Origin of the sequence: Proteus sp. fly-1067 (genome assembly GCF_040139345.1) — a bacterium.
Classification (GTDB): domain Bacteria; phylum Pseudomonadota; class Gammaproteobacteria; order Enterobacterales; family Enterobacteriaceae; genus Proteus; species Proteus vulgaris_B.
This window is the reverse complement of sequence record NZ_JBEEUL010000011.1, coordinates 47,445-72,258: the sequence shown is the minus strand read 5'-3', so window position 1 is coordinate 72,258 and position 24,814 is coordinate 47,445. Positions and strand designations below refer to the sequence as shown.

Genomic DNA, 24,814 nt, shown 5'->3' with positions numbered 1-24,814 from the left:
ATGAATTTAAGAAATATTGCTGTAGCACTGTTTTTTGTTGCAGGCTCTGCCAATGCATCCCCCAGTTTTGATTGTGCTGTAATGCCAAAAGATGATTTGCGCATAACCTCTGAATTTGTTGAAGTTGCAGGTTCACATGGTTTAATGGTCATTTATCCTGATGGCACATTACTCCAAAATGAAAAAAGCGCCACATTGACGCCACAACAACAAGAGTTAGCAAAAAAGTATCAAGCCACAGTGAGACGAGACGTACCTTGGTTAAGAACTGAAACCGGGGTAAAACTGCAAGATTCTCGCAAAGTGCTCGATAAAGTGGTGATTGAAGCTTTTGGTAAAGAAAGCAACATCCTCAATAGATTAAGTCGGTTAGAGAAAGATCTTAATCAACAAATGGATAGAGTGGTTAGCATAGAACCTAATAACATCACCTTTCATGCTCAAGCTATTAAAGAAGTTGAAGCCAAAGGCCGTGAAATCGTAGAGAATAGTCTTGGTGGTATGTTGCAAGACAGCATTAATGAATTGGGGAAAAAACAGTTATTAGCGGCTGCTGGTGGCGACAGTAAAAAAGCCTTAGGTGGATTATTAGGAAGCTTAGATGGTTTCCAAAAAATCATAGATCAGGAGTGGAAGCAGCAAGAAGCTGCATTTACTCAATTTGGTCAGCAAGCTTGTAGTAAAATAACTCAGATGGAAAACCAACATATCGAACTTATTAATTCATTAAATATGAATAAATAATAGCGTTATATTCCTTGTAATTAATAAGCTTTATAAATTGTGAACTCACAATAATTGAAAATAATAATGAAAATCATTCCTATTCAATTGACTTGTGAGATGAGCTGTTTACAATGCCCTGTTTGAGTATTCCACTTAAACAGGGCAAAATTAATGAAGAAGATCCTTCCTTTAGTTATCGCATCTATCCTTTCTGTAACGAGTTTCTCTGCGTTAAGCAAAACGCCAATTGAATATCAACCTAACCAAGTTATTAGTCAACAGAATGACAAGATGGTGATTAAACACTTGTTAGGTGAAACAACGGTCGCTAAGAACCCATCCAAAGTGGTCCTATTTGATTTTGGCCTCTATGATTCTTTAGTTCAGTTAGGCTTAGCCGATAAAGTGGTTGGGTTACCGTTAGGTAATGCCCCTGCTTACATTAAAGGTAGTATTGCAAGTAATGTTGCTAATGTCGGTGGTATGAAAGCGCCTGACTTAGAAAAACTAGCTGAAATTAAACCTGATTTAATCATTATTACTGGTCGCCAAGGTGCATCTTATGAAGCTTTAGCGAAAATTGCACCTACTGTTAATTTAGGTACTAATAGCGCTAATTATCTCAATTCAGTTGAGTCGAATATAAAATTATTAGGTGAGTTATTTGATAAACAGCAAGCGACTCAAGAACAAATTACTAAATTAAATAACGTTATTGAGCAAGCTCAGAAAAAAGCTACTGAATCTGATAAAAAAATATTAGTGTTGATGCATAATGCTGGTAATTTAATGCCTAATAATCAAAGTGTTGTTTATGATGTTGTTAAGGCAAAAAGAGCCGAGTTACCACCTGTAGCAGAGGAAGATAAAGGTAAACGTCGTGTAGTTACATCAGAAATGATCGCAAAAGCTAATCCAGATGTTATTCTAATTGTGGATCGTAGCGAAGCTATTGGTGCGGGTAAATTAGAAAAAACCGTATTTGAAGATGATGCTATCAAAACAACTTCAGCCTATAAAAATGGTGGTATTGTTTATCTGCAAGCTGATCTTTGGTATCTCTCTGGCGGTGGTTTAGATAGCTTAACTAAACAGATTGAAGCAGTAGAAAGTGCACTTTAATTGATTAATCTTTAAAGTTTGTTATTAAAGAAAAATGCCCAACTGAGAATAACAGTATGGGCATTTTTTAAGCTAGCTATTTCAAATCATTAATATTAAAGAAATAGTTCAAGCAATGAGTTGAGGAACAGCTTGCCATGAGGTGTAATTTGCCAATGAGTATCTGTTTCATTGATATAACCTAAAGCCAATGCTTCATCTATCTGATGGCGAATAACCTCTTCAGAAAGCCCCGTATAATTGCTGAAGTCTTGTCTTGGAAATGCTTCTAATAGGCGAAAACGGTTCATAAAAAATTCAAATGGACGGTCATCATTATCAACAAAATGTTGTTGATCGAGATAACGGCCTTCCATAAAACCTTTAGGGTGCTTGGTTTTTACTGTTCGCATTATGCGACCATCTTCAAAACTTATTTTTCCATGAGCACCACAGCCAATACCTAAATAATCTCCAAAACGCCAATAGTTTAAGTTGTGCTCACATTGAAAACCCGGCTTGCAATATGCTGATGTTTCATATTGTTGATAGCCTGCAGCTGTCAATAATTTATCGCCTTCTGAGAAAATATCCCACAACATATCGTCGTCAGGTAATTTAGGCGGGCGGGAACCAAATTGTGTGTTGGGTTCAATGGTTAATTGATACCAAGACAAATGTGGTGGGGATAATTCTATTGCTTGCTGTAAATCCGAAAGCGCTTGAGATAATGATTGGTCTGGTAATCCATGCATTAAATCTAAATTAAAACTACGTAAGCCTAATTCTTTGGCTAAACGAGCTGCATTTTTAGCTTCATCTGCATCATGAATGCGCCCTAAGCGAATAAGTTTGTCATTGCCAAAACTTTGCACACCAATAGAAATACGATTTACACCAGCACGTTGGAATCCGGCAAAGCGTTCAGCTTCTACGGTTCCCGGATTTGCTTCCATGGTAATTTCTGCATTAGGGCTAACAGCTAAGCGTTCTTTAACGCCATAAAGCAAATCAGCCATTGATTCAGCACTTAATAAACTAGGTGTTCCACCACCAATAAATATCGTTTGAACTTCACGAGAACCAACGTGAATAAGATCAGCATCTAAGTCATTGAGTAAATGTTGCACATATTCCTGATGTGGTACTTCACCTTTTAGTGTGTGTGAATTGAAATCACAATAAGGGCATTTTTGTACGCACCAAGGAATATGAATATATAAACTTAATGGGGGCAACTTAAGCATTCTTAAGCGCATCCAACATTAATTTAAGTGCTTTACCACGATGTGAGTGCTGATTTTTTTGCTCTTTAGTTAATTGCGCTGCAGTGCAATTTAACTCTGGAACAAAGAAAATAGGATCATAACCAAATCCACCTTCACCATGCATTTCTGTGCTTAATACACCATGCCAAATACCGTGGAAAATCAGAGGTGTTGGATCGTTTTCATGGCGCATATAAACCAATACACAATTAAATTGCGCTTGGCGTTTTTCAGTAGGTACATCTTTCATTGCATTAAGCAATTTATCCAGATTTTGCTGATCGCTTGCATCTACACCTGCATAGCGTGCTGAGTAAATTCCTGGTGCACCACCTAAAGCATCAACCGAAATTCCTGAGTCATCGGCAATTGCAGGTAAACCGGTCACTTTTGCTGCATAACGCGCTTTAATTAGCGCATTTTCAACAAAAGTTAAGCCAGTTTCTTCAACTGAATCAACACCAAGCTCTGTTTGAGCAACAATATCTAAACCAAAATCAGAAAGCAAAGAGGCTAGCTCTTTGACTTTTCCCTGATTTCCTGTTGCGAGTACTACTTTTTGCATGAGTGTTATCCTTAGTAAAGAGTTGCGCTAAGTAACCATTGTAAAACGTCTACACGCAGATAATTCAGAGCGTAAAGCACGAGAATAACAATCATTGCAGAGAAATCTAAACCACCCATTGCCGGAATTACACGACGAATAGGTGCCATTAAAGGTTCTGTTAATTGATATAAAAGATGATCAATTGGATTACGACCTTGGCTTACCCAGCTAAGGATCGCGCGGATAATGATCAACCAAAAAATCATCTTACCTGCTGCTGTGAGTAGTTCAATAAAAGCAAATGGGAACATTAAAGATAAAGGAAATGATGTTCCAGATAGATAAGATGGAATAATAATACCTAGTAGAATTAATACATATGCCAGTAAAACGGAGGCTGTATCAATAGGGCCAATAGAAGGAATTACACTTCTTAATGGGCGAACAATTGGCTGTGTGATCTTGACGATAAATTGTGAAAAAGGATTATAAAAATCAGCTCTAACACATTGCATCCAAACACGTAATAAAAGTACGGATGTATAGAGTTGAAGAAGAGTCAGAATGACGAAATTTAAAAAATTCATTAGTTGGCCCTGATGAAATTAAAATTGTTTTTCCATTTCTTGCGCACGTTTAATCGCAGCTTGCATGGCAGAAGCGACGTTTTCAGGTAATTTACCTTCATAAAACTGCATAAGCGCAGCGGCTGTCGTTCCACCTTTTGATGTTACCTGCTCGCGTAAAGTTGAGAAAGGTAGCATATGTTGCTTTTCAGCTAAGGCAGTAGAGCCACTTGCCGCTTGTTGCACGATGGCTTTTGCTACATCAGGTGAAAAACCTAAACGTTCAGCTTCTTGTTGCATTGATTCCATAAACAAGAAGAAATAAGCGGGTGCACTACCAGCAACGGCGATAATATCATTGATGGCAGATTCTTGCTCTACCCAAACAGTTGTTCCGACACTTTTCATTAATTCATCGGCGAATTGTTTATCTTGAGATGAAAGTGAATGGCACGCGAACATACCACTTAAGCCTTTACCTACGAGTGCAGGCGTGTTTGGCATAATACGAACGAGTTGTAATTGAGCTGCAAAATAGTCGTTATAACGTGTAGCAGGAATGCCAGCAGCGATAGTGAGGACTAACTTTTTACTCATATCAATATTTTGTAAGGGCTTACAAACTTCTTCCATCATTTGAGGTTTTACAGCCAGTATAATGACATCCGCTTTTTTCACTGCGCTAATATTGTCATTAGTACTATGGATACCAAACTCTTTCTCTAAAGGCTCTCTGCGAATGGCAGAAGGAGAGCTGACGGTTATTTTATGTGCTGGATATCCACCTTGAATCAATCCAGCAATAATGGCTTGAGCCATATTTCCAGCGCCAATAAAAGCGATGTTACGATGTTCCATATAAACCTCTATTTTTACTTAGTCGCGTAATCTCTTGCGCCAAAAATTGCTGTACCAATACGAACAAGTGTTGAACCACAAGCAATAGCAGCATCCATGTCACTCGTCATTCCCATAGATAATGTATCTATGTTGGGATATTGAGATTGTAATTGCTTAAAGGCAAGATGCATTTTTTCTAATACTTCAACTTGTTTGTCATAATTACTTTCAGGTGCGGGAATAGCCATTAATCCACGTAATTTAATGCTTGAAAGAATAGAAATTTGTGCTGCTAGCCCATCAAGTTCAGTGAGATTAATACCTGATTTGCTGTTTTCATCACTAATATTGATTTGAATAAGTACATTTAATGGTGGCAATGAAGTAGGACGTTGATCACTTAATCTTTGAGCGATTTTTAATCTATCAATGGTATGGCACCAATCAAAATTTTCAGCAACAAGGCGTGTTTTATTTGACTGTAGAGGACCGATAAAGTGCCAAACTAAAGTGTGGTTATCAGCAAAATAATTGATTTTATCAACGCCTTCTTGGACATAGTTTTCACCAAATTCAGTTTGCCCACACGCGATTGCTTTTTCGATGTCGCTCGCAGGTTTTGTTTTGCTCACTGCAAGTAGTGTTATTTCTTCTGAAGAACGGCCGCATTTCTGCGCTGCTGTGTCAATGTGAGACCTGACATTGACGAGATTCTGTTTAATAGTATTCATGGCAACTCAGGAGATAATAAGATGAAAATGGAAAATTTAATTGCGTATAGTGTAAAGCATAACGCCTCTGATCTGCATCTTTGTTGTGGCGATGTACCACGATTACGGATCAATGGAATACTTTATCAACAAAATCAATGTAAACCTATCACTTCCGATAGTCTACTTGCGTGGTTCAGGCCTTTTTTGACGGATGCCCAAAAGCAAATTTTTGAGAATGAAGGTCAGATTGATACAGCACTTACATTGCCCTGTGGGCAACGGCTTCGTATTAATTTGTTTTGACAACAAAAAGGTGTTTCAGCAGTATTAAGAATAATTGAAACACAAATCCCTTCTTTAGATAAACTTCGAGTACCTAAGTCGGTTTCAACATTATTAGATAACTATTCTTATGGGCTTATTTTAGTTACTGGGGCTACAGGCAGTGGTAAGTCATCGACATTAGCCGCGATGATTGATCATTTAAATCAATATCAACGTCAGCATATTTTGACATTAGAAGATCCAATTGAATTTATACATAACAATAAACAAAGTGTTGTTCAGCAACGAGAGGTTGGACGCGATGTGAAAAATAGTGCAAGTGCAATAAAGAGTGCTTTACGTCAAGATCCAGACGTTATTATGCTAGGTGAGTTAAGAGATGCACAAAGCATTAAGTTAGCTTTAACCGCAGCTGAAACAGGGCATTTAGTTCTAGCTACTTTGCATACTCAAGGCGCAACACAAACACTTGAACGTGTTACTAACGTATTTGCAGGTAATGAGCGTCAATGGATTTCATCACAATTAGCATGCAGTTTGAGGGCGATAATTTCACAAGAGTTGGTACCTTCAACTGAAGGTGGGCGAGTGGCATTATTTGAAATAATGCAAGTTACGCAGGGCATTTCGCATCTTATTAGAGAAGGGAAATATCACCAAGTAACAACATTAATGCAAACGGGTAGTGAATATGGCATGCAAACCTTCATGTTAAGTCGTCAGCAACGTCAACATGAAGGATTAATTCAACGAGATTGATTGCTTAAGAGTGAGATTAACAAGACCTGTCGTTTTGCATGACGTGCACTTGTTAGCATTGCTGTTCAAACCAGCTTTCAAGAATAATAACGGCAGATGTTGCATCCACACTGCCTTTATCTAATGAACGATAGCCACCACGCTCAAAAAGGTGAGAACGAGCTTCAACGGTACTAAGGCGTTCATCATGCAAGGCAATTTGTACACCAAATCGACCATGTAGGCGATTGGCAAATTTTTTTGCTTGGGTTGTGACTAATTGCTCCGTGCCATCCATATTAAGAGGTAAACCCACAATGACTAAATCAGGTTGCCATTCTTTTATGATTTTTTCGATCTGAGACCAATCAGGAATACCGTCTTTGGCTTTAAATGAAGCTAAAGGTCTAGCAGTTCCTGTGATCTCTTGGCCAATAGCAGCACCAATACTTTTAGTGCCAAAATCAAAGCCCATTACTGTTCTGTTTGACATTATGCGTGACCCGCTATAGGCGAAATAGTATGGATATTAATCCCAATTAATTCAGCAGCTTTATGCCAACGTTCAGCAATAGGGGTATCAAAAATAATCTGAGGCGCAGCTTCAACTGTAAGCCAACTATTTTCTAAAATCTCTTTCTCTAACTGACCTTGTTCCCAGCTGGAATATCCCAAAGAAACTAATGTTTTTTCTGGTTGTCTTGCTGTGCCTAAGGTTTCTAATACATCTTTGGATGTTGTGATCATGGTGCTGTCACTGATTTTTATGCTAGAGCTAAAACCTGACACCGGAGTATGTAAGATAAAACCATGCTCTTCTGCAACTGGACCTCCTGACATCACAGGTTTTTGTAAGCTAATCGCTTCGTCTCTGTCCGTTGAAAAAATCTCTAGTTGATCTAATACGCCTTCCACTGAGATGTCTTCGATAGGTTTATTAATAATTAAGCCCATCGCACCGTTTTCATTATGTTCGCAAACATAGACGACCGAACGCTCAAATAGCGGATCGCTTAATGAAGGCATAGCAATAAGAAAATGGTTAAGTAAATTCATAATAGTAATACTGTTCCCTGATCATTTTTAGTAAAAAACCTAGCCCTTTATACATTGTATTTCTTAATGTATACCATCTATTTATATGTAGGGGCTAGGTTCAGACTTTTAAACCCTTTAGCGGGGGGGGATTAAAAGTTAGTTTTTCTTATTTAGGCGTACTTCTATTGCATCCATTAGCATACCTGTTACAGATACATCAGGATAAGCAGCTTCAATTTCACGCGCACAAGTTGGGCTTGTGACGTTAATTTCAGTCAAGCGATCGCCAATAACATCTAAGCCAACAAAAATAAGGCCTTTTTGCTTAAGTATAGGTGCGACTTGACGTGCAATTGCCCAATCACTCTCTGTTAATGGGCGAGCTTCACCACGACCACCAGCCGCTAAATTGCCACGAGTTTCCCCTTTTGCAGGAATACGTGCTAAGCAATAAGGAACAGGTTCGCCGTCTACAACAAGAATGCGTTTATCACCATCAACAATTTCAGGTAAGAAATTTTGCGCCATACAGAAACGATGGCCATGGTCTGTGAGTGTTTCGATAATGACACCTACGTTAGGATCGTCTTTTTTCAAACGGAAAATAGATGCGCCACCCATACCGTCTAATGGTTTGAAGATCACATCACCGTGTTTTTCATGAAAAGCCCGTAAATGTTTAGCTTCACGGGTAACTAAAGTATCTGGTGTTAATGTTGGGAACCACGCTGTGAAGAGTTTTTCGTTACAATCACGCAAGCTTTGTGGCTTATTAACAATGAGTGTTCCCATATCTTCTGCACGCTCTAAAATATAGGTTGCGTAGATGAACTCGGTATCAAAAGGCGGATCTTTACGCATTAAAATAGTATCAAGTTCACCTAAAGCAATATCTTGCTCTTGGCCAAATTCAAACCATTTTTTTGGGTTTTCTTCTACACTGAGTAAACGAGTATGAGCGCGAGCTTCACCTTGATGTAGGTAAAGATCGTTCATTTCCATATAATGAATTTCCCAACCACGGCGCTGTGCTTCTAATAGCATGGCAAAGCTGGTGTCTTTTTTGATTTTGATGGATGAAATTGGATCCATCACAATACCTAATTTAATCATTACTTCTCCTTTATCCCAGATCGCCGAACCGAACCTGCAAAGCGGTGATTGCGGTGAGCGCTGTTGTTTCAGTTCTTAATACACGAGGACCTAATAAAATATCAGTAAAATGGTGCTCTGCTGTCATGGCTATTTCTTCGGGGGAAAGCCCACCTTCAGGGCCAATCAATAAGCGCACTTTTTTAACAGGTAAGGGTAAGGTATTAATACTTTGGTTTGCTCTAGGGTGTAAATTGAGTTTTAAACTATCATCATTTTGAGCACACCATTCTTCTAATGATATCACTGGCATCAATTGTGGAAGTGTATTTCTACCACACTGTTCACAGGCTGAGATAATAATTTTTTGCCATTGTTGATGTTTTTTCTCTAAACGGCTTGGATCTAGTTTAACACCACAGCGCTCTGAGATCAGTGGCGTAATTGTATTTACACCTAACTCTACTGATTTTTGAATAGTAAACTCCATTTTTTCACCTCTAGACAATACTTGCCCTAAATGGAGGTCGAGAGGGGATTCTTTATCATCAACAATGCCTTCATTTACTTGCACTGTGACTGACTTTTTTGTGCTTTCAATGATTTCGGCATCAAACACCTGGTTTGAACCATCAAACAATGCCAATTTTTGCCCTGTAGACATTCTTAATACACGCCCAACATGATTAGATGCTTCGTCATCTAATGTTGTTTGCATGCCTGTTGTGAGTGATTCTGGATGATAAATGCGAGGAATACGCATAACGTGAAACCCTTACGTAAAAGATGGTTAACCGTGATAAATAAAATATGTGATATGCATCATACGCATGACATTATGGCATGCAAGTTATCACTTTGCTTTTATCGTTATTATAGCGTGATTTTTCTTGCGAGTTTTGTCGCAAAATTTCATGTTTTTAGGGTAATTATAAAAGAATTCTCGGTATTCAATTTATTCTCTTATACAGTTAACTCACAGGAGCTGTAAAAAATAAGGAATTGATATTTATGAATTTTATTTATTTTCTCTTTAAACGTGATTTCTTGCTCTCTTTTCTTAGTTATTTTTTTATGACAATTAAAATTTGTACATTTTATTCTTTATTATCTTTATTGCCTAAATCTCGGCGTTATCAGCTTATTTTTAGTTATTTTGTTATTTTTCTTTATTGGATAACTTCAATTAATTCATTGTCTTTATTGATAATATTTTCAATGTTAACTTTTTATTTATTAATGCTTTCTATTTTTGATGCGGACTATTTTTTGTTGCCTAATGACTTAACATTTTGGTTGTTATTTTTAGGATTATCAATAAATTATACTACATATGGTTTAGTCCTTTTTCATCATGCTTTTTATGGTTTTTTAATGGGAACGGGGCTGTTTTATGGCATTTATTTATGGGGATATTTTATTTATCAAGAATGTGTATTGGGTTTTGGTGATGTGAAATTGTTTGGTGCAATTGGTGCATGGTGTGGATTTGAAAAATTACCTTATATTCTTTTAGGTGCTTCTTTGTTGGGGCTTTGTGTGTATTGCATCGTATTAATAACCACAAAAGAATATTTAAACAAAGTCGCATTTGGTTCTTGTTTATCTTTTTCGACACTAATGGTGCTTAGTTTCTATTTTTAGTTTATTGATAATTTTATATTTATAACATTTAAAATGGGTAATGTTTTGAATAATAAAGAAGGTAGTGTGCAGAAATACGTAAATAAATCAGCACACTATAAAATTGATTATAGATTTTCTGTTATAAATTGCTGCCAACGTTTTGTATTACCTAAATATTTTTCAACTGATATCAGGTGATAACCTTGAGCATCTTCAATAAATAGTGTCGGAAAACCACGGCCATTAACTTGGCTCATTAATTGCTGTGTTTGACTTAAATGTTGTTGAGTTTGTGCTTCATTAATTTCAGACAGTAAAGATGCAAACTGTTCAACATCAAAGCCTAGCTTTTTCACAATAAATAACAGTGTGTTTTTATCACTGATATTTAAACCGTCAAGGTAATAGGCTTCTTGTAATGCTTTTAATAAATAAACGTCACGCTTTCCCATTATTTGAGCGACAAGAATAGCTGAAATAGGTAACAGAGAGTTTAATACCATTTCTGTGTTACCAAGAGTGTCACGGTATGCATGACTAAATACTTGACCTGATAACTGACTAATACGTTCATCAATGGGGGTGACGTGCTCTTTCCATGATTGACCACCAGTTACGGCTCTTGTTGGTGTAAATAAACCACCACCATGTAACTTAATAGCATCTGGAAATATATTACTCACTACTTCAATAAGGGGAGCAATGCCATAACACCAACCACAAAGAGGATCGTAAACATAGTGCAATATTTTAGTACTTTGAGTGTTACCTGTACTGCTTGTTACTGAGGCCATTGCATCTCTCCTTTAAGTACTTTTGCACTGAGCTCTAGGCTTGATTTATCTGCTAAATTCTGATGAGTTTTTTCCATCACTGCAATAAATTCATCTGAATTTTTTGTCTTTTCAAGATTTTTCTCAGCCTCAATTAGATAATTCATCGTAAAGTCAACTGCTTGTAGACTATATGTTGCTTTAGGTAAATAGTGGCCTGGAATAACAGTTTTTGGTGAGAGTGATTTTATTTGTTGCAATGCTTTAACCCAATGTTGGCGCTCTGTGATAGTTTGAGTATCTGCTAACCAGACATGAATATTTTCATAAACTAAAACACCCCCCATCACTGCGTTCAGTTTTGGAACATAAAGATATGTTCTATCTGGAGATTGGCTATCTAATCCTTTGATAGAAATAGTCTCTCCTTCAATAGAAAAACTATCGCCTGTTACCTCTTTAGGAATGATGATTTTTTTAGGGGCATTTTCTTTAAGTACTGTGCTCCAGTAGGCCAGTTTTCCTGCTTGGGTTTCGTTGATTGCATTGATTGTGGGCGCAGTTGCAATCACTTTAGCATTTGGAAACGCATCAGTAATAACATCTAATCCAAAATAAAAATCAGGATCTGAATGGCTGATATAAATATAAGTCAGGTTTTTTCCAGAAGCTTTGATCTTATCAACTAAGGCTTGTGCATCATTTTTCTGAAATTGAGCATCAATTAAAACAGCATCTTTATCACCATAAATAATTTCAGAAGAAACAGGAAAAACACTCGCCTCTCCTGGATTATAGATATCTAATGTTAATTCAGTAGCTAATGCTGAAGTTGCGAAGAAGGCGGTTGTTGCAAGTGTTAAAGGAAGTAATTTTTTCATCTTTTGTTTTCTCCATAATGTTGTTGCTGACTATAATATGTTGCATAAAACAAGAGAAAAACCTCATTTCAGGCAATTAATTGTTGCGTAAATCGAGCAAATAAAATGGATAAAATAAAAGCATCAGAAGTTTTTGTGACTATTGTGAAGCAAGGTAGCATGATAAAAGCTGCTGATTATCTAGGCATGTCTAGAGCCATGGTAACTCGCTATTTAAATGAAATGGAGGAATGGGCGGGTGTTCGTTTATTGCATAGAACGACACGCAAACAGAGCTTAACATCTGTTGGTGAGATGGTTTATGAACAAAGTTTGCAATTATTAGAAATGGCAGAACGTATCCCTGCCAATATTCCTAAAGAGCGTCATCAAATTAGTGGGCTTGTTCGTATTACCAGTTCACAATCATTAGCAAATAGCATTTTATCTGTTGCTATTTGTGAGTTTATGCAGTGTTATCCTTTAATTGCTGTCGATTTACAAATTACTAATCAAACAGTGAATTTGGTGGAAGAACGCATTGATATTGCTTTGCGTATTACTAATCATCTTGAGCCTAATTTAATTGCGCGGCCGCTGGCAACATGCCTTTCTGTAGTATGTGCTCATAAAGATTATTTAGTAAAAAAAGGAATACCGAAAACACCGGATGATCTCGCTCAACATCAGTGTTTAACTTATCGTTTTTTTGGTCGTAGCTTGTGGGAATTCAATTTAGGAGATAAGCGTTATTCTGTGCCCGTTGGCGGTAATTTGAGTGCTAATGAATCCGTTGTGTTATTGCAGGCAACATTAAAAGGAGCGGGGATATCATTACAGCCTTATTATTCAGCAAAACCTTATCTTGAAAGTGGAGAGTTAGAACACGTTTTAGCTGACTATCAAGCTCAACCTATGGGGATTTATGCTGTTTTAGCAAGTCGGCAAAATATGCCAGCTGCAGTACGTGTATTGCTCGATTTTCTTGTTGAATGGTTTTCATCCTCTTCACATTGGCTTGGTTTATCGGGTAAAGGCGAGCTTTAAGTGTGCAGGGTAATTCGCTAATGCACTTTTCATTACATCAATAAAATAGGAAACCAGTTGTGATGATGGGCGGTGAGATGGGCAAATTAAGCTTATAGTAAAAGGGATTGTAAAACTTAAAGGGCGAATACAAAGTGTTTTATTGAGGTAATCAAGAGCAGTAATAGGGTTAACAATTGAAATGCCGATATTTTCACTGACCATGGCGCAAATAGATGCAGCACTTTGTGTTTCCATGATTAATTGTCGCGTTATTCCTTCTTGAATAAAAACGGTATCAATGAGCTGTCGATAAGTATCATTAACAGATAAGCTGATAAAACGCTCGTTCTGAAAATCAGACGGGTGTAACAATGTTTTTTGACACAATGGATGTGACTTAGGTAAAACGGCAACTTCATTGAGTGTTAACAGTGTTTCTTGTCGAGTTCCTGCTGGTGTCTGGGTGTGTTCTGTTAATCCTAAATCATAATGTTGAGCTGATAGCCATTCTTCTAACAATGGTGATTCTTGAGGGACGATAGTTAAATTGACATCGGGATGTTGATCAATAAATTGACGACAAATAGAAGGCAGCAATGATTGAGCGAATGCAGGTAAACAAGTGATATTTAGTTCAGCTTGTCGAAAATGACGAATACTTTCAGCAACATTAATGATCCTATCTAAACCATAATAAGAGCGTTGCACTTCTTCAAAAAATCGTAATCCTTCTGCTGTGGGCTGAAGCCGACCTTTTATCCTGTCAAATAACTTAAATGATAATAAATGCTCAAGACGTGATAACTCTCGACTTACAGTAGGTTGTGAGGTTTTCAGTAATTCAGCCGCTTCAGTGAGATTTTGTGTCGTCATTACAGCATGAAATATTTCAATATGTCGCCAGTTAAAAGGAGCTTTCATTTATTATTCCTATATCACAGATGAATAGAGTGTAGCTTATTTGATATTTTTATTCCTTTTTAAGTTAATTAATAATCATTTTATTCACCAGTGACTTTTATGAGTAAATATTATGACAACATCAATCACTATGGCTCGATATCAACTCGCGCAAACGTATGGAACGCCATTATGGATTTATCAAGGCGATACAATTTCTGAACGTATTGCTCAACTAAAATCGTTTGATGTGGTTCGCTTTGCTCAAAAGGCTTGCTCAAATATTCATATCTTACGTTTAATGAAAGCGCAGGGTGTAAAAGTAGACTCGGTTTCATTAGGTGAAATTGAACGTGCTTTAGTGGCAGGTTATCAAGGCGGTAGAGAAAAAAGTGAGATTGTCTTTACTGCTGATTTATTGGATGAAAAAACTATTGAACGTGTTATTGAGTTAGATATTCCTGTTAATGCAGGTTCTATAGATATGCTTCGTCAATTAGGTGAACGCAATCAAGGGCATGCTGTTTGGATAAGAATCAACCCTGGATTTGGTCACGGACATAGCCAAAAAACTAATACAGGTGGTGAAAATAGTAAGCATGGTATTTGGTTCGATGATGTTCCTGAAGCATTATCTGTGATCCAACAATACAACCTAACTCTAGTTGGTTTTCATATGCATATTGGCTCAGGGGTCGATTATCAGCATCTATCAAGCGTTTGTGATGCAATGGTAGAACAAGTGCTTACCGCTAAGGTTGATATTCAAGCAATTTCAGCTGGTGGCGGATTATCAACGCCATATCAAGAAGGTGATGCTACGGTCGATTTAACTCACTATTTTTCGTTGTGGGATAAAGCACGTCAACGTATTGCACAACATCTTGGTCATGATATTGAGCTTGAAATCGAGCCGGGACGTTTCTTAGTGGCTGAGTCTGGTGTATTAGTTTCTCAAGTAAGAGCGGTTAAATCGATGGGAAGCCGTCACTATGTACTGGTGGATGCTGGATTTAGTGATTTAATGCGCCCTGCTATGTATGGAAGTTACCATCAAATTTCAGTTTTAGATAATCATGGGCAAATAAAGCCAATGATAGAATTACAAGAAACTATTGTTGCAGGCCCGCTTTGTGAATCGGGTGATGTTTTTACTCAGCAGGAAGGTGGCACAGTTACCCCTCGTTTGTTACCTCAAATTCAAGTGGGTGATTACATAATTATTCATGATACAGGGGCTTATGGCGCTTCAATGTCATCTAATTATAATAGTCGTCCTCTTATTCCAGAAGTATTAATAATAAAAGGGGCTTCTCAATTAATTCGACGCCGTCAAACCATAGAAGAATTATTAGCGTTGGAGTTAAATCTTTAATTAATCCTTTTTATTAGTCTTACTTTTATTGAAATAAAAACACCTCATGACTTATTTAGTTATGAGGTGTTTTGTTTTATTCAGCGGGTGATATGCCCTTCATATAAATAAACTAGGCTGCTTTATCTGTTTTAGTATCACTCGTTTTAGACTTTTTTGCGGGCACCGCCAGTGCATCAAAGTCAAACTCATCAACATTGATACTCCGTAAGCGACTTTGTTCAGCTTTACGTAAAATATCAGCCTCTTCTGGTGTCACTCGTTTATCTGCTAATGCTTTATCTGCTAACTTATCTAATTGAGTAAAACTGAATTTTTTCTCGTAGAGGCGACAAATGCGGTCGAAAATAGGTTCTGCTGCCAAAATATCAAGTAATGCTTCTTCCATTAAACCATGTGGATTGTGTTCACAAGGTGTTAAGAATTGGCCTCTACCAATACGATCGCGAGTTTCAGATGGTTGTTGAATAATTTGAGCCACTTTACTGTCTAGTTTATCAGATGGCAGTTTCTGCACTTTACCGAGAGGAAAAATAATGGCGCGCATAGTACCTGCGATCATTCGGCTCGGGAAATTACGTAACAGTTCATCAATTGCATTTTCAGCTTGGTATAGACACTCTTTCACACCCCAATGTACTAATGGCAAATCGGCAGTATGACGACCTTCATCTTCATAGCGTTTTAAGGTCGCAGAAGCGAGGAAGATATGGCTTAAAATATCACCCAAACGAGCAGAAATACGCTCACGACGTTTTAAACTTCCACCTAAAACCCCCATTGAAACATCAGATAATAAAGCCATATTGGCACTAAGGCGGTTAATTTGCTGATAGTAACGACGTGTTTCATCATTGGTTGGTGATGCACTTAAACGACCATTAGTGATACCTAACCAAATACTTCGTAAGGTGTTACTTGCAACATGCCCGATATGGCCAAATAAGGCTCGGTCAAAATCATGTAGATTGCTGTCACGTGCTGCGGCGATTTCATCTAACACATAAGGGTGGCAACGAATAGCACCTTGACCATAAATGATCATACTACGTGTTAAAATATTGGCACCTTCAACGGTGATCGCAATAGGCGAACCTTGATAAGAACGGGCAACAAAGTTTGAAGTTCCAAGGCAGATCCCTTTACCACCAACAATATCCATTGCATCAATAACACCACGTTGTGCTCTATGAGTACAATGATATTTGACGATAGCAGATAGAACGGCAGGTTTTTCCCCTAACATAATACCAGTGGTAATTAAGGTTGCAGCCGCATCTAAAAGATAAGCGTTACCAGCTAGACGTGCTAATGGCTCTTCAATACCTTCCATTTTACCAATAGGAATTTTGAATTGACGGCGTACACGAGAATAAGCGCCCGTTGCCATTGCCACACTTTTTAATCCACCGGTCGAGTTTGAAGGTAGAGTAATTCCACGACCAACAGAAAGGCACTCCACCAGCATTCTCCAGCCTTGTCCTGCCATTTTTGGCCCACCAATAATGTAATCAATAGGAACAAAAACATCTTTACCGCGAGTAGGGCCATTCATAAACGGAACGTTTAATGGGAAATGGCGGTGGCCAATTTCAACGCCTTTTACATAGGTGGGAATTAATGCACAGGTAATGCCAGGGTTTTCATCGTTACTTAAAAGATGTTCAGGATCACGCAATTTAAACGCCAATCCTAATACGGTTGCGATAGGTGCAAGGGTGATATAGCGCTTATTCCAATTTAAACGAATACCTAATATTTGCTCTCCTTGCCATTCTCCCATGCAAACGATACCACTGTCTGGGATCGCACCTGCATCAGAGCCAGCTTCAGGGCTGGTTAAAGCAAAGCAAGGAATTTCATCTCCCTTGGCTAAACCGGGTAAATAGCGTTTTTTCTGCTCATCGGTACCATAATGCTGAAGAAGTTCACCAGGGCCTAAAGAGTTAGGTACACCAACTGTGATAGCTAAAATACCAGATACTCCAGCCAACTTTTGCAATACACGAGATTGTGCATAGGCAGAAAACTCTAATCCGCCATACTCTTTTTTAATAATCATCGCAAAGAAGCGATTATCTTTCAGGTACTGCCAGATTTCAGGTGGTAAGTCAGCTAACTCATGAGTGATTTCAAAGTCATTTGTCATACGACAAACTTCTTCTACTGGACCATCAAGAAACGCTTGTTCTTCAGCGGTGAGTTGTGGTTTGGGATAATTATGCAATTGCTTCCAATCAGGAGCGCCACGGAAAAGCTCACCTTCCCACCATGTTGTACCTGCATCAATGGCTTCTTGTTCTGTTTTAGACATAGAAGGCATGACTTTTTGAAATGCTTTAAGTGCAGGAGCAGAAATATAGGTTTTACGAATAGACGGAAGTGTAAAGGGTAATAAAACTAATGCAACGGGAAGAAGTAGCCAGTAACTCCAAATATTGACTAGACCCATTACAAAAGTGTAAGCAATAAGGACAAGGCTACTTACCGCAATACCAGATTTGCGATAACTAAGTATGCCAATAAGAATAATGAAAAGTGCAATACTGAGTAGTGTCATAATAAACTCCTGTATTTAGCAAGAGATCAGAGGTCAGACCTGTTGTTTGTTATTTAGATCTAATCTAGTCACTAACTTTTATCAATATATTTACATTCTAATTACAATATAGCTCACAAATTATTCGTAAATGAGAGAAGTTAGCATTTGTCGGTAATGGGTATCTTCTTTCATGACATCGAATCCGTTACACTGAGAAACAGAAAATTTCGATTACCCTTTCTGGAGTAAAAATCCTATGTACCAAGATCTTATCCGTGGTGAGTTAACAGAAGCAGCAGATACCCTTTCTCGCTTTCTTCAAGATGATGCAAACATTGAAGCTATTCAAAAAGCAGCTGTATTATTAGCAGATTCGTTTAAGGCTGGTGGCAAAGTATTATCTTGTGGTAATGGTGGTTCTCATTGTGATGCAATGCATTTTGCTGAAGAGCTGACAGGGCGTTACCGTGAAAATCGTCCAGGTTATCCTGCCATTGCGATTTCTGATGTAAGCCATATTTCATGTGTGAGTAATGATTTTGGCTATGAATATGTATTTTCACGTTATGTTGAAGCTGTAGGTAGAGAAGGTGATGTTCTGCTGGGAATTTCAACTTCAGGTAACTCAGGCAATATCATCAAAGCGATTAGTGCTGCGCGTGAAAAAGGCATGAAAGTCATTACGCTAACGGGTAAAGACGGTGGCAAAATGGATGGAACTGCGGATATTGAAATTCGTGTTCCTCATTTTGGTTATGCTGATCGCATCCAAGAAATCCATATCAAAGTTATCCATATTCTGATCCAATTAATTGAAAAAGAAATGGAAAAGTAAGTCGTTATTGAGATTGCTATAAATCAGCAATAAACATCGACAAGAAGGAGTGAGCGATGTGTGAATTATTAGGCATGAGTGCAAATGTACCGACAGATATTAATTTTAGCCTAAGTGGGTTAATTCCAAGAGGGGGCAAAACTGGGCCTCATAAAGATGGTTGGGGAATTACCTTTTACGAAGGACTAGGGTGTCGCACATTTAAAGACCCTCAAGCCAGTGCTATTTCACCTGTCGCTCGCTTTGTTCAAGAATATCCGATTAAATCTGAGGCTGTCATTGCCCATATTCGTCAGGCGAATCGAGGAAATGTCTCTTTAGAAAACACCCATCCTTTTACCCGTGAATTATGGGGTAAAAACTGGACCTATGCACATAATGGTCAATTAAAAGGCTATCAATCTCTTGAAACAGGACGCTTTAGATCTATCGGTCAAACAGACAGTGAAAAAGCATTTTGTTGGATTTTAAATCAACTTGAAGAGCGTTATAAACGAACACCTGCTAATTGGCCGGCTGTGTTTCGTTTTATTGCTACTTTAGCCTCTCAATTAAGGCAAAAAGGGGTTTTTAATATGCTGTTATCCGATGGACGATTTGTTATGGCATATTGTTCAACAAATTTGCATTGGATCACGCGAAAAGCGCCTTTTGGAAAAGCAAAACTACTTGATCAAGATGTAGAAATTGATTTTCAGCAACATACACAATCAGATGATGTTGTTTCTGTTATTTCAACATTACCACTTACTGGAAATGAGTCTTGGCAACGTATTCCTGTGGGGGAGTTTGTATTATTTGATCGTGGTGTGCGTATCCTGTAGCCATTTACTTTCACTATTTTGTGATAAATTAAGGATGGCTTGATTAGGTACAATTGAGGTGCTATTAACAAGATAGTGTCCATCCTTAACAGTTACAGAAGGGATCTGTTTGCGCTCTTCGACATATTGATAGGCGGGCATAAGTTGTTGCCAGAAATCTATGTCCGTTGAATAGCGATGTTTCTTCATATTTTCGTTAGTCATTTTAAATGGGAAAATATGAATATTGATCACTGATTGTCCATTTTTCAGGGCTAGTTCAGCATACTGATAAATTTCATCCATAACTGAATCGGTCATTGCATAACAACCAACCGATTTACACGCTCCATGGATCATTAAAAAATCCCCTGTGTATCCTTTTGATTTATCGTATTGGTTAGGAAATCCTAGATTGATAGCTCGGTAAAATCGACTATTCGGATTTAATTGTGAAAAATTAACCTGATAAAAGCCTTCTGGACTTTTTAAATCACCTTGAAACTTTTTAGGGCCTAACCCACCAGAATAGCTACAGATGGGGTAAGTACGTACTTTTTCTAATTGCCCATCTAATTTTTCTGTATAAAGTTCAAGTAAGCTTTCTTCTTTGAAAATCTGAATATAGATAGGCTGTCCTGTACTTTTTTTAACAGGTTCCATTAGAAATTTTGAACTATTCTCGGCGTTAACTAATAAAGAAGTTAACATTAATGTTAAAAAACTGATTAGTTGTTTTGCGTGACTGGTCATGGTTTTATCAGAAAAATAGCTTAAAATTTGTTGATAAAGTAGATCGTAGATTGCTATGAAGCAATAAATTTGTAAATTAAAATCTGAGATGGTTTCTTTTCTATTACAAAATATTCTGTGTAAAATTTAAGCGATCGTCGAGAAAGATGATATTTTAATTCGGTTTATACGAGTTGTTAACGTTTCAGTCAAAATAATATTCCCATTTGCTTGAGCTAAATCACTCGAATAGTCAGACAGGGTTAGGCTGAGATGATAAAATTCAGGTCGGCAGAATAAGAGAAAATAGTAACAATTATCGGAGATAAATAACTTAAGGTTCAAAAACACCTTAAGATGTTTTTATTACAGAGTCGCTACATTTTCGGGGTGAATTTGTAGCTTAGGGTTTAACTGATAAACTTGTGCAAATCTTATGATTAAAATTAAAAAAGGACTCGACCTCCCAATTGCAGGAGCGCCTGCCCAAGTGATAGAAGACGGACCCGCGATTCAACGCGTAGCACTGCTAGGCGAAGAATATGTCGGTATGCGTCCTTCTATGATGGTTTCGGAAGGTGAGCATGTAAAAAAAGGGCAAATTCTTTTTGAAGATAAAAAGAATGCCGGTGTTGTTTTCACCAGCCCAGCTTGTGGTAAAGTCGTTGAAATTAACCGCGGTGAACGCCGTGTGTTCCAATCTATCGTGATAGAAATTGATGGCAACGAAGAAATTACCTTCAATCGCTATGATAGCGCTGCGTTGTCAGATTTGACCCGTGAACAGGTTGAAACCAACCTTGTTAAATCGGGCATGTGGACTGCGTTAAGGACTCGTCCTTACAGTCGTACTCCGCATTTAGGTACAACACCTGTTGCCATTTTTGTTTCTGCAATGGATACCAATCCACTTGCGGCTGATCCTATGGTTATTATTGAGCAAAATGAGAAGGCATTTAATGATGGCCTTGTTGTTTTAACCAGATTAACTGAAGGAAAGGTCTATGTTTGTCATGGCGAAAAATCACCTGCAAAATTAAATGACGGACAAATTAGCTATAACCAATTTTCTGGTCCTCACCCAGCAGGATTGGTAGGTACTCACATTCATTTCTTAGAGCCTGTCAGTGCTAAGAAAATGGTTTGGCATTTAAATTACCAAGATGTGATTGCTATTGGTTACTTGTTTACAACAGGTTCTTTATACACTGAACGCGTCGTTGCATTAGCCGGCCCTCAAGTAAAAGCACCGCGTTTAGTGCGTACTTGTTTAGGGGCTGATCTCTATGAGTTAACCAAAGATCAATTAGTTGATGATGAAAACCGCATTATTTCTGGCTCTGTGTTATGGGGATGGAAATCTGATGAGGCTCATCACTATTTAGGTCGTTTCCATAATCAAGTTTCTGTATTACGAGAAGGTCGTGATAAAGAGTTATTTGGTTGGGGTATGCCGGGTAGCGATAAATTTTCTATCACTCGTACAACTATCGGTCACTTCCTAAAAAATAAACGCTTTGCTTTTACAACTTCAATGAATGGTGGCGAACGTTCAATGGTACCAATTGGTAACTATGAGCGTGTTATGCCATTAGACATTATGGCAACGCATTTATTACGTGATTTAGTTGTAGGTGATACAGACAGTTCGCAAGCATTAGGTTGTTTGGAATTGGATGAAGAAGATTTGGGATTATGTACTTATGTTTGCCCAAGCAAATATGAGTATGGCCCAGCACTGCGCCAAGTATTGACCAAAATTGAGCAGGAAGGGTAACTCATGGGTTTGAAAAATTTATTTGAAAAAGTAGAGCACCATTTTGAGCCCGGTGGCAAATTAGCAAAATGGTACGTACTTTATGAGGCTGTGACCACAGTATTTTATACGCCAGGCACAGTAACGCGTAATGGTGGACATGTTCGTGACACTATCGATCTAAAACGCATGATGATCTTGGTTTGGTTAGCCGTTTTTCCAGCAATGTTTTGGGGAATGTATAATGTCGGCCACCAAGCGATCCCTGCACTGAATCAGTTATATAGTGGCGTAGAATTACAGCAAATCATCGCTTCCGACTGGCATTATCGCCTTGCGCAATACCTTGGTGCATCATTAGCAACGGATGCAGGTTGGGGAAGTAAGATGCTACTTGGTGCAACTTACTTTTTACCTATTTATCTTGTTGTTTTTGCGGTTGGTGGGTTTTGGGAAGTACTTTTTGCTTTCATTCGTGGGCATGAAATTAACGAAGGTTTCTTTGTTACATCCATACTGTTTGCTTTGATTGTACCGCCAACGCTACCACTTTGGCAGGCTGCACTAGGTATTACGTTTGGTGTTGTTATCGCAAAAGAAATTTTTGGTGGTACAGGTCGTAACTTCTTGAACCCAGCATTAGCGGGTCGTGCATTCCTGTTCTTTGCTTATCCAGCTCAAATTTCAGGTGATCTGGTTTGGACTGCTGCTGATGGTTTCTCGGGTGCAACACCATTGTCACAATGGTCTGTATCAGGTGAAAGCGCATTATTAAACACAGTTACCCAACAACCTATCTCTTGGATGGATGCTTTTCTGGGATATATTCCAGGTTCGATTGGTGAAGTTTCAACGCTGATGATCTTAATTGGTGGTGCTGTCATTCTCTTTGCTCGTATCGCTTCATGGCGTATCGTTGCAGGAGTAATGGTAGGCATGATCGTGATGTCATATCTGTTTAATTTTATCGGTTCAGATACCAATCCTCTCTTCTCAATGCCTTGGCACTGGCACCTTGTTTTAGGTGGTTTTGCGTTTGGTATGATGTTTATGGCAACAGATCCAGTATCTGCATCATTTACTGATAAAGGTAAATGGGCTTACGGTATTTTGATTGGCGTAATGGCTGTGCTTATTCGTGTCGTCAATCCGGCTTACCCAGAAGGAATGATGCTGGCAATCTTATTCGCAAACTTATTTGCACCACTGTTCGATTATGTGGTTGTTCAGGCGAATATTAAGCGGAGAAAAGCTCGTGGCTAAAGAGAAAAACAAAGATAGCGTCGCAAGAACGTTTCTCGTTGTATTTATTCTGTGTCTTGTGTGTTCCGTCGTAGTAGCAGGGGCCGCGGTTGGACTTAAGTCTAAACAAGAAGAACAAAAACTTCTTGATAAACAACGTAATATTCTTGATGTTGCTGGATTGCTTGTACCTAAAATGAGCGCAACAGATGTATTGAAAGTGTATGACACTCGTATTAAAGCAAAAATTGTTAATTTTCAGACAGGTGAACTGACTGATAGTAAAGGTAATTTTGATTTAAATACGGCATTACGTAGTGACGATACTTCAATTGCACTATCACCGGCAGATGATTTTGCCAAAATTCGCCGACGTTCAAATACAGCAGAAGTGTATTTTGTCCTTGATGAGCAAGGTAAAACAACAGAAGTCGTACTACCTGTCTATGGTTCAGGTTTATGGTCTGTGATGTATGCTTTTATAGCGGTTGATATTGATGGTGTAACCTCCAAAGGTATTACTTATTATGCTCATGGTGAAACGCCCGGTTTAGGGGGAGAGGTTGACAATCCACAGTGGAAAGCACAATGGAAAGGTAAGCGTCTAATCAATGAGGAAGGCGTACCTGCTATCAAGATTGTACGTAGTGGCGCTGCTTCTGGTAATCCTTATGGTATTGATGGACTTTCTGGTGCGACACTGACCTCAAATGGCATCCAGCATATGTTCGACTTCTGGTTAGGTGAAAAAGGTTTCGGCCCATTCCTGAAAAAAGTACGTGAAGGAGAAATCAATGGCTGATACAAAAGAAATTAAACGCGTTTTACTTGGACCATTGTTAGATAACAACCCTATTGCTTTACAGGTATTGGGTGTGTGTTCTGCACTGGCTGTAACAACAAAACTTGAAACGGCATTCGTGATGACAATTGCTGTAACACTGGTTACTGCATTCTCAAGTTTCTTTATTTCACTAATTCGTAATTACATACCAAGTAGCGTTCGTATTATTGTTCAAATGGCGATTATTGCTTCATTAGTTATCGTTGTTGACCAAATTTTGCAAGCTTATGCGTATGAAATCTCTAAGCAACTTTCTGTTTTCGTTGGCCTTATCATTACTAACTGTATCGTTATGGGACGAGCAGAAGCTTATGCAATGAAATCACCACCGATTGAAAGTTTTATGGATGGTATTGGTAATGGCTTAGGGTATGGCGCTATCTTGATCCTTGTCGGATTTTTACGTGAGCTTTTCGGTTCTGGTAAATTATTTGGCATTACCGTGATGGAATCTATCCAGAATGGTGGCTGGTATCAGCCTAACGGTTTATTCCTGTTAGCACCAAGTGCATTCTTTATCATTGGCTTGCTAATTTGGGGATTACGTACATTAAAACCTGCACAGGTTGAAGAGGACTAATCG

25 protein-coding genes and 1 pseudogene are annotated in these 24,814 nt (G+C 38.2%); 12 read left to right on the top strand and 14 right to left on the bottom strand.

What is annotated here, in order from left to right; all coding sequences use genetic code 11:
• Nucleotides 1-744, top strand: a complete 744-nt coding sequence (locus tag ABN217_RS14530) for a DUF2884 family protein (protein ID WP_196553649.1) — start codon at nt 1-3, stop codon at nt 742-744.
• A 153-nt stretch (nt 745-897) separates the two neighbouring features.
• On the top strand, nt 898-1,848 hold the full coding sequence (locus ABN217_RS14525; protein ID WP_349439687.1) for a siderophore ABC transporter substrate-binding protein: 951 nt from the start codon (nt 898-900) through the stop codon (nt 1,846-1,848).
• Nucleotides 1,849-1,943: 95 nt separating this feature from the next.
• On the opposite strand, the gene hemW is transcribed toward ABN217_RS14525, so the two are convergent.
• The 5 genes from hemW to ABN217_RS14500 are packed head-to-tail and all read right to left on the bottom strand — an operon-like array spanning nt 1,944 to nt 5,779.
• On the bottom strand, nt 1,944-3,074 hold the full coding sequence (gene hemW, locus ABN217_RS14520) for a radical SAM family heme chaperone HemW (RefSeq protein WP_072071108.1): 1,131 nt from the start codon (nt 3,072-3,074) through the stop codon (nt 1,944-1,946).
• Nucleotides 3,067-3,660: an XTP/dITP diphosphatase gene (locus tag ABN217_RS14515; RefSeq protein ID WP_196553652.1), complete on the bottom strand. Its 594-nt coding sequence runs from the start codon at nt 3,658-3,660 to the stop codon at nt 3,067-3,069. Before ABN217_RS14515 ends, hemW begins: the two co-directional genes overlap by 8 nt.
• A gap of 11 nt (nt 3,661-3,671) precedes the next feature.
• Complete coding sequence (locus ABN217_RS14510; protein WP_072071106.1) at nt 3,672-4,229, bottom strand: YggT family protein; 558 nt, start codon at nt 4,227-4,229, stop codon at nt 3,672-3,674.
• Nucleotides 4,230-4,247: 18 nt separating this feature from the next.
• Nucleotides 4,248-5,066, bottom strand: coding sequence for a pyrroline-5-carboxylate reductase (proC, locus tag ABN217_RS14505; RefSeq protein ID WP_349439689.1), 819 nt, complete (start codon nt 5,064-5,066; stop codon nt 4,248-4,250).
• Nucleotides 5,067-5,080: 14 nt separating this feature from the next.
• Nucleotides 5,081-5,779 carry a YggS family pyridoxal phosphate-dependent enzyme gene (locus ABN217_RS14500; RefSeq protein WP_349439690.1) on the bottom strand — a complete coding sequence of 233 codons (699 nt, stop codon included), beginning with the start codon at nt 5,777-5,779 and terminating at the stop codon, nt 5,081-5,083.
• A 21-nt stretch (nt 5,780-5,800) separates the two neighbouring features.
• On the opposite strand from ABN217_RS14500, the pseudogene ABN217_RS14495 reads away from it, so the two are divergent.
• Nucleotides 5,801-6,805: pseudogene (locus tag ABN217_RS14495) on the top strand (type IV pilus twitching motility protein PilT).
• A 52-nt stretch (nt 6,806-6,857) separates the two neighbouring features.
• Here the strand turns inward: ABN217_RS14495 and ruvX are convergent.
• From ruvX to rsmE, 4 genes are all read right to left on the bottom strand, one after another.
• A complete protein-coding gene (gene ruvX / locus ABN217_RS14490) occupies nt 6,858-7,277 on the bottom strand; it encodes a Holliday junction resolvase RuvX (protein WP_072071102.1) in 420 nt (139 codons plus the stop codon).
• Complete coding sequence (locus ABN217_RS14485) at nt 7,277-7,840, bottom strand: YqgE/AlgH family protein (protein ID WP_072071101.1); 564 nt, start codon at nt 7,838-7,840, stop codon at nt 7,277-7,279. Before ABN217_RS14485 ends, ruvX begins: the two co-directional genes overlap by 1 nt.
• A 138-nt stretch (nt 7,841-7,978) precedes the next feature.
• Nucleotides 7,979-8,935, bottom strand: coding sequence for a glutathione synthase (gene gshB / locus ABN217_RS14480; protein ID WP_196553657.1), 957 nt, complete (start codon nt 8,933-8,935; stop codon nt 7,979-7,981).
• Between the two features lie 10 nt (nt 8,936-8,945).
• Nucleotides 8,946-9,677 carry a 16S rRNA (uracil(1498)-N(3))-methyltransferase gene (gene rsmE, locus ABN217_RS14475; protein WP_349439691.1) on the bottom strand — a complete coding sequence of 244 codons (732 nt, stop codon included), beginning with the start codon at nt 9,675-9,677 and terminating at the stop codon, nt 8,946-8,948.
• A gap of 455 nt (nt 9,678-10,132) precedes the next feature.
• Here rsmE and ABN217_RS14470 point away from each other — a divergent pair, with 455 nt between their 5' ends.
• Nucleotides 10,133-10,558 (top strand): prepilin peptidase, encoded by a 426-nt coding sequence (locus ABN217_RS14470; RefSeq protein ID WP_349439692.1) that lies wholly within the window; start codon nt 10,133-10,135, stop codon nt 10,556-10,558.
• 107 nt (nt 10,559-10,665) lie between these two features.
• On the opposite strand, the gene ABN217_RS14465 is transcribed toward ABN217_RS14470, so the two are convergent.
• Both ABN217_RS14465 and ABN217_RS14460 read right to left on the bottom strand, forming a co-directional pair.
• The gene (locus tag ABN217_RS14465; RefSeq protein ID WP_340895413.1) at nt 10,666-11,334 is read right to left on the bottom strand and encodes a DsbA family protein; all 669 of its coding nucleotides are present in this window, start codon (nt 11,332-11,334) and stop codon (nt 10,666-10,668) included.
• A complete protein-coding gene (locus ABN217_RS14460) occupies nt 11,322-12,194 on the bottom strand; it encodes an MBL fold metallo-hydrolase (RefSeq protein WP_196553661.1) in 873 nt (290 codons plus the stop codon). The genes ABN217_RS14465 and ABN217_RS14460 overlap by 13 nt, the downstream gene beginning before the upstream one ends.
• Before the next feature lie 105 nt (nt 12,195-12,299).
• Here ABN217_RS14460 and ABN217_RS14455 point away from each other — a divergent pair, with 105 nt between their 5' ends.
• Nucleotides 12,300-13,220: a LysR family transcriptional regulator gene (locus ABN217_RS14455; RefSeq protein ID WP_349459548.1), complete on the top strand. Its 921-nt coding sequence runs from the start codon at nt 12,300-12,302 to the stop codon at nt 13,218-13,220.
• On the opposite strand, the gene ABN217_RS14450 is transcribed toward ABN217_RS14455, so the two are convergent.
• Nucleotides 13,197-14,123 carry a LysR family transcriptional regulator gene (locus ABN217_RS14450; RefSeq protein ID WP_196553662.1) on the bottom strand — a complete coding sequence of 309 codons (927 nt, stop codon included), beginning with the start codon at nt 14,121-14,123 and terminating at the stop codon, nt 13,197-13,199. The two genes, ABN217_RS14455 and ABN217_RS14450, sit on opposite strands and share 24 nt — an antisense overlap.
• 112 nt (nt 14,124-14,235) lie before the next feature.
• Between ABN217_RS14450 and lysA the strand changes: the two genes are divergently transcribed.
• Nucleotides 14,236-15,477, top strand: a complete 1,242-nt coding sequence (lysA, locus tag ABN217_RS14445) for a diaminopimelate decarboxylase (RefSeq protein ID WP_197269466.1) — start codon at nt 14,236-14,238, stop codon at nt 15,475-15,477.
• Between the two features lie 112 nt (nt 15,478-15,589).
• Here the strand turns inward: lysA and fadE are convergent, their stop codons facing one another.
• The gene (fadE, locus tag ABN217_RS14440) at nt 15,590-18,037 is read right to left on the bottom strand and encodes an acyl-CoA dehydrogenase FadE (protein ID WP_349439698.1); all 2,448 of its coding nucleotides are present in this window, start codon (nt 18,035-18,037) and stop codon (nt 15,590-15,592) included.
• Nucleotides 18,038-18,275: 238 nt separating this feature from the next.
• Between fadE and lpcA the strand changes: the two genes are divergently transcribed.
• Both lpcA and ABN217_RS14430 read left to right on the top strand, forming a co-directional pair.
• Nucleotides 18,276-18,854 (top strand): D-sedoheptulose 7-phosphate isomerase, encoded by a 579-nt coding sequence (lpcA, locus tag ABN217_RS14435; RefSeq protein WP_072070905.1) that lies wholly within the window; start codon nt 18,276-18,278, stop codon nt 18,852-18,854.
• A gap of 56 nt (nt 18,855-18,910) precedes the next feature.
• Nucleotides 18,911-19,678 carry a class II glutamine amidotransferase gene (locus ABN217_RS14430; RefSeq protein WP_196553665.1) on the top strand — a complete coding sequence of 256 codons (768 nt, stop codon included), beginning with the start codon at nt 18,911-18,913 and terminating at the stop codon, nt 19,676-19,678.
• Here ABN217_RS14430 and ABN217_RS14425 read toward each other — a convergent pair.
• Nucleotides 19,649-20,410: a L,D-transpeptidase family protein gene (locus ABN217_RS14425; protein WP_340895422.1), complete on the bottom strand. Its 762-nt coding sequence runs from the start codon at nt 20,408-20,410 to the stop codon at nt 19,649-19,651. The two genes, ABN217_RS14430 and ABN217_RS14425, sit on opposite strands and share 30 nt — an antisense overlap.
• Before the next feature lie 415 nt (nt 20,411-20,825).
• On the opposite strand from ABN217_RS14425, the gene ABN217_RS14420 reads away from it, so the two are divergent.
• From ABN217_RS14420 to ABN217_RS14405, 4 genes are read left to right on the top strand one after another with little or no spacing between them, the layout of a single operon-like run.
• Nucleotides 20,826-22,166 carry a Na(+)-translocating NADH-quinone reductase subunit A gene (locus tag ABN217_RS14420; protein ID WP_072070902.1) on the top strand — a complete coding sequence of 447 codons (1,341 nt, stop codon included), beginning with the start codon at nt 20,826-20,828 and terminating at the stop codon, nt 22,164-22,166.
• Nucleotides 22,167-22,169: 3 nt separating this feature from the next.
• A complete protein-coding gene (locus tag ABN217_RS14415; RefSeq protein ID WP_196553667.1) occupies nt 22,170-23,408 on the top strand; it encodes an NADH:ubiquinone reductase (Na(+)-transporting) subunit B in 1,239 nt (412 codons plus the stop codon).
• Nucleotides 23,401-24,189 carry a Na(+)-translocating NADH-quinone reductase subunit C gene (locus ABN217_RS14410; RefSeq protein WP_196553668.1) on the top strand — a complete coding sequence of 263 codons (789 nt, stop codon included), beginning with the start codon at nt 23,401-23,403 and terminating at the stop codon, nt 24,187-24,189. Before ABN217_RS14415 ends, ABN217_RS14410 begins: the two co-directional genes overlap by 8 nt.
• A complete protein-coding gene (locus tag ABN217_RS14405) occupies nt 24,182-24,811 on the top strand; it encodes an NADH:ubiquinone reductase (Na(+)-transporting) subunit D (protein ID WP_072070899.1) in 630 nt (209 codons plus the stop codon). The genes ABN217_RS14410 and ABN217_RS14405 overlap by 8 nt, the downstream gene beginning before the upstream one ends.
• The last annotated feature ends 3 nt before the right edge of the window (nt 24,812-24,814 follow it).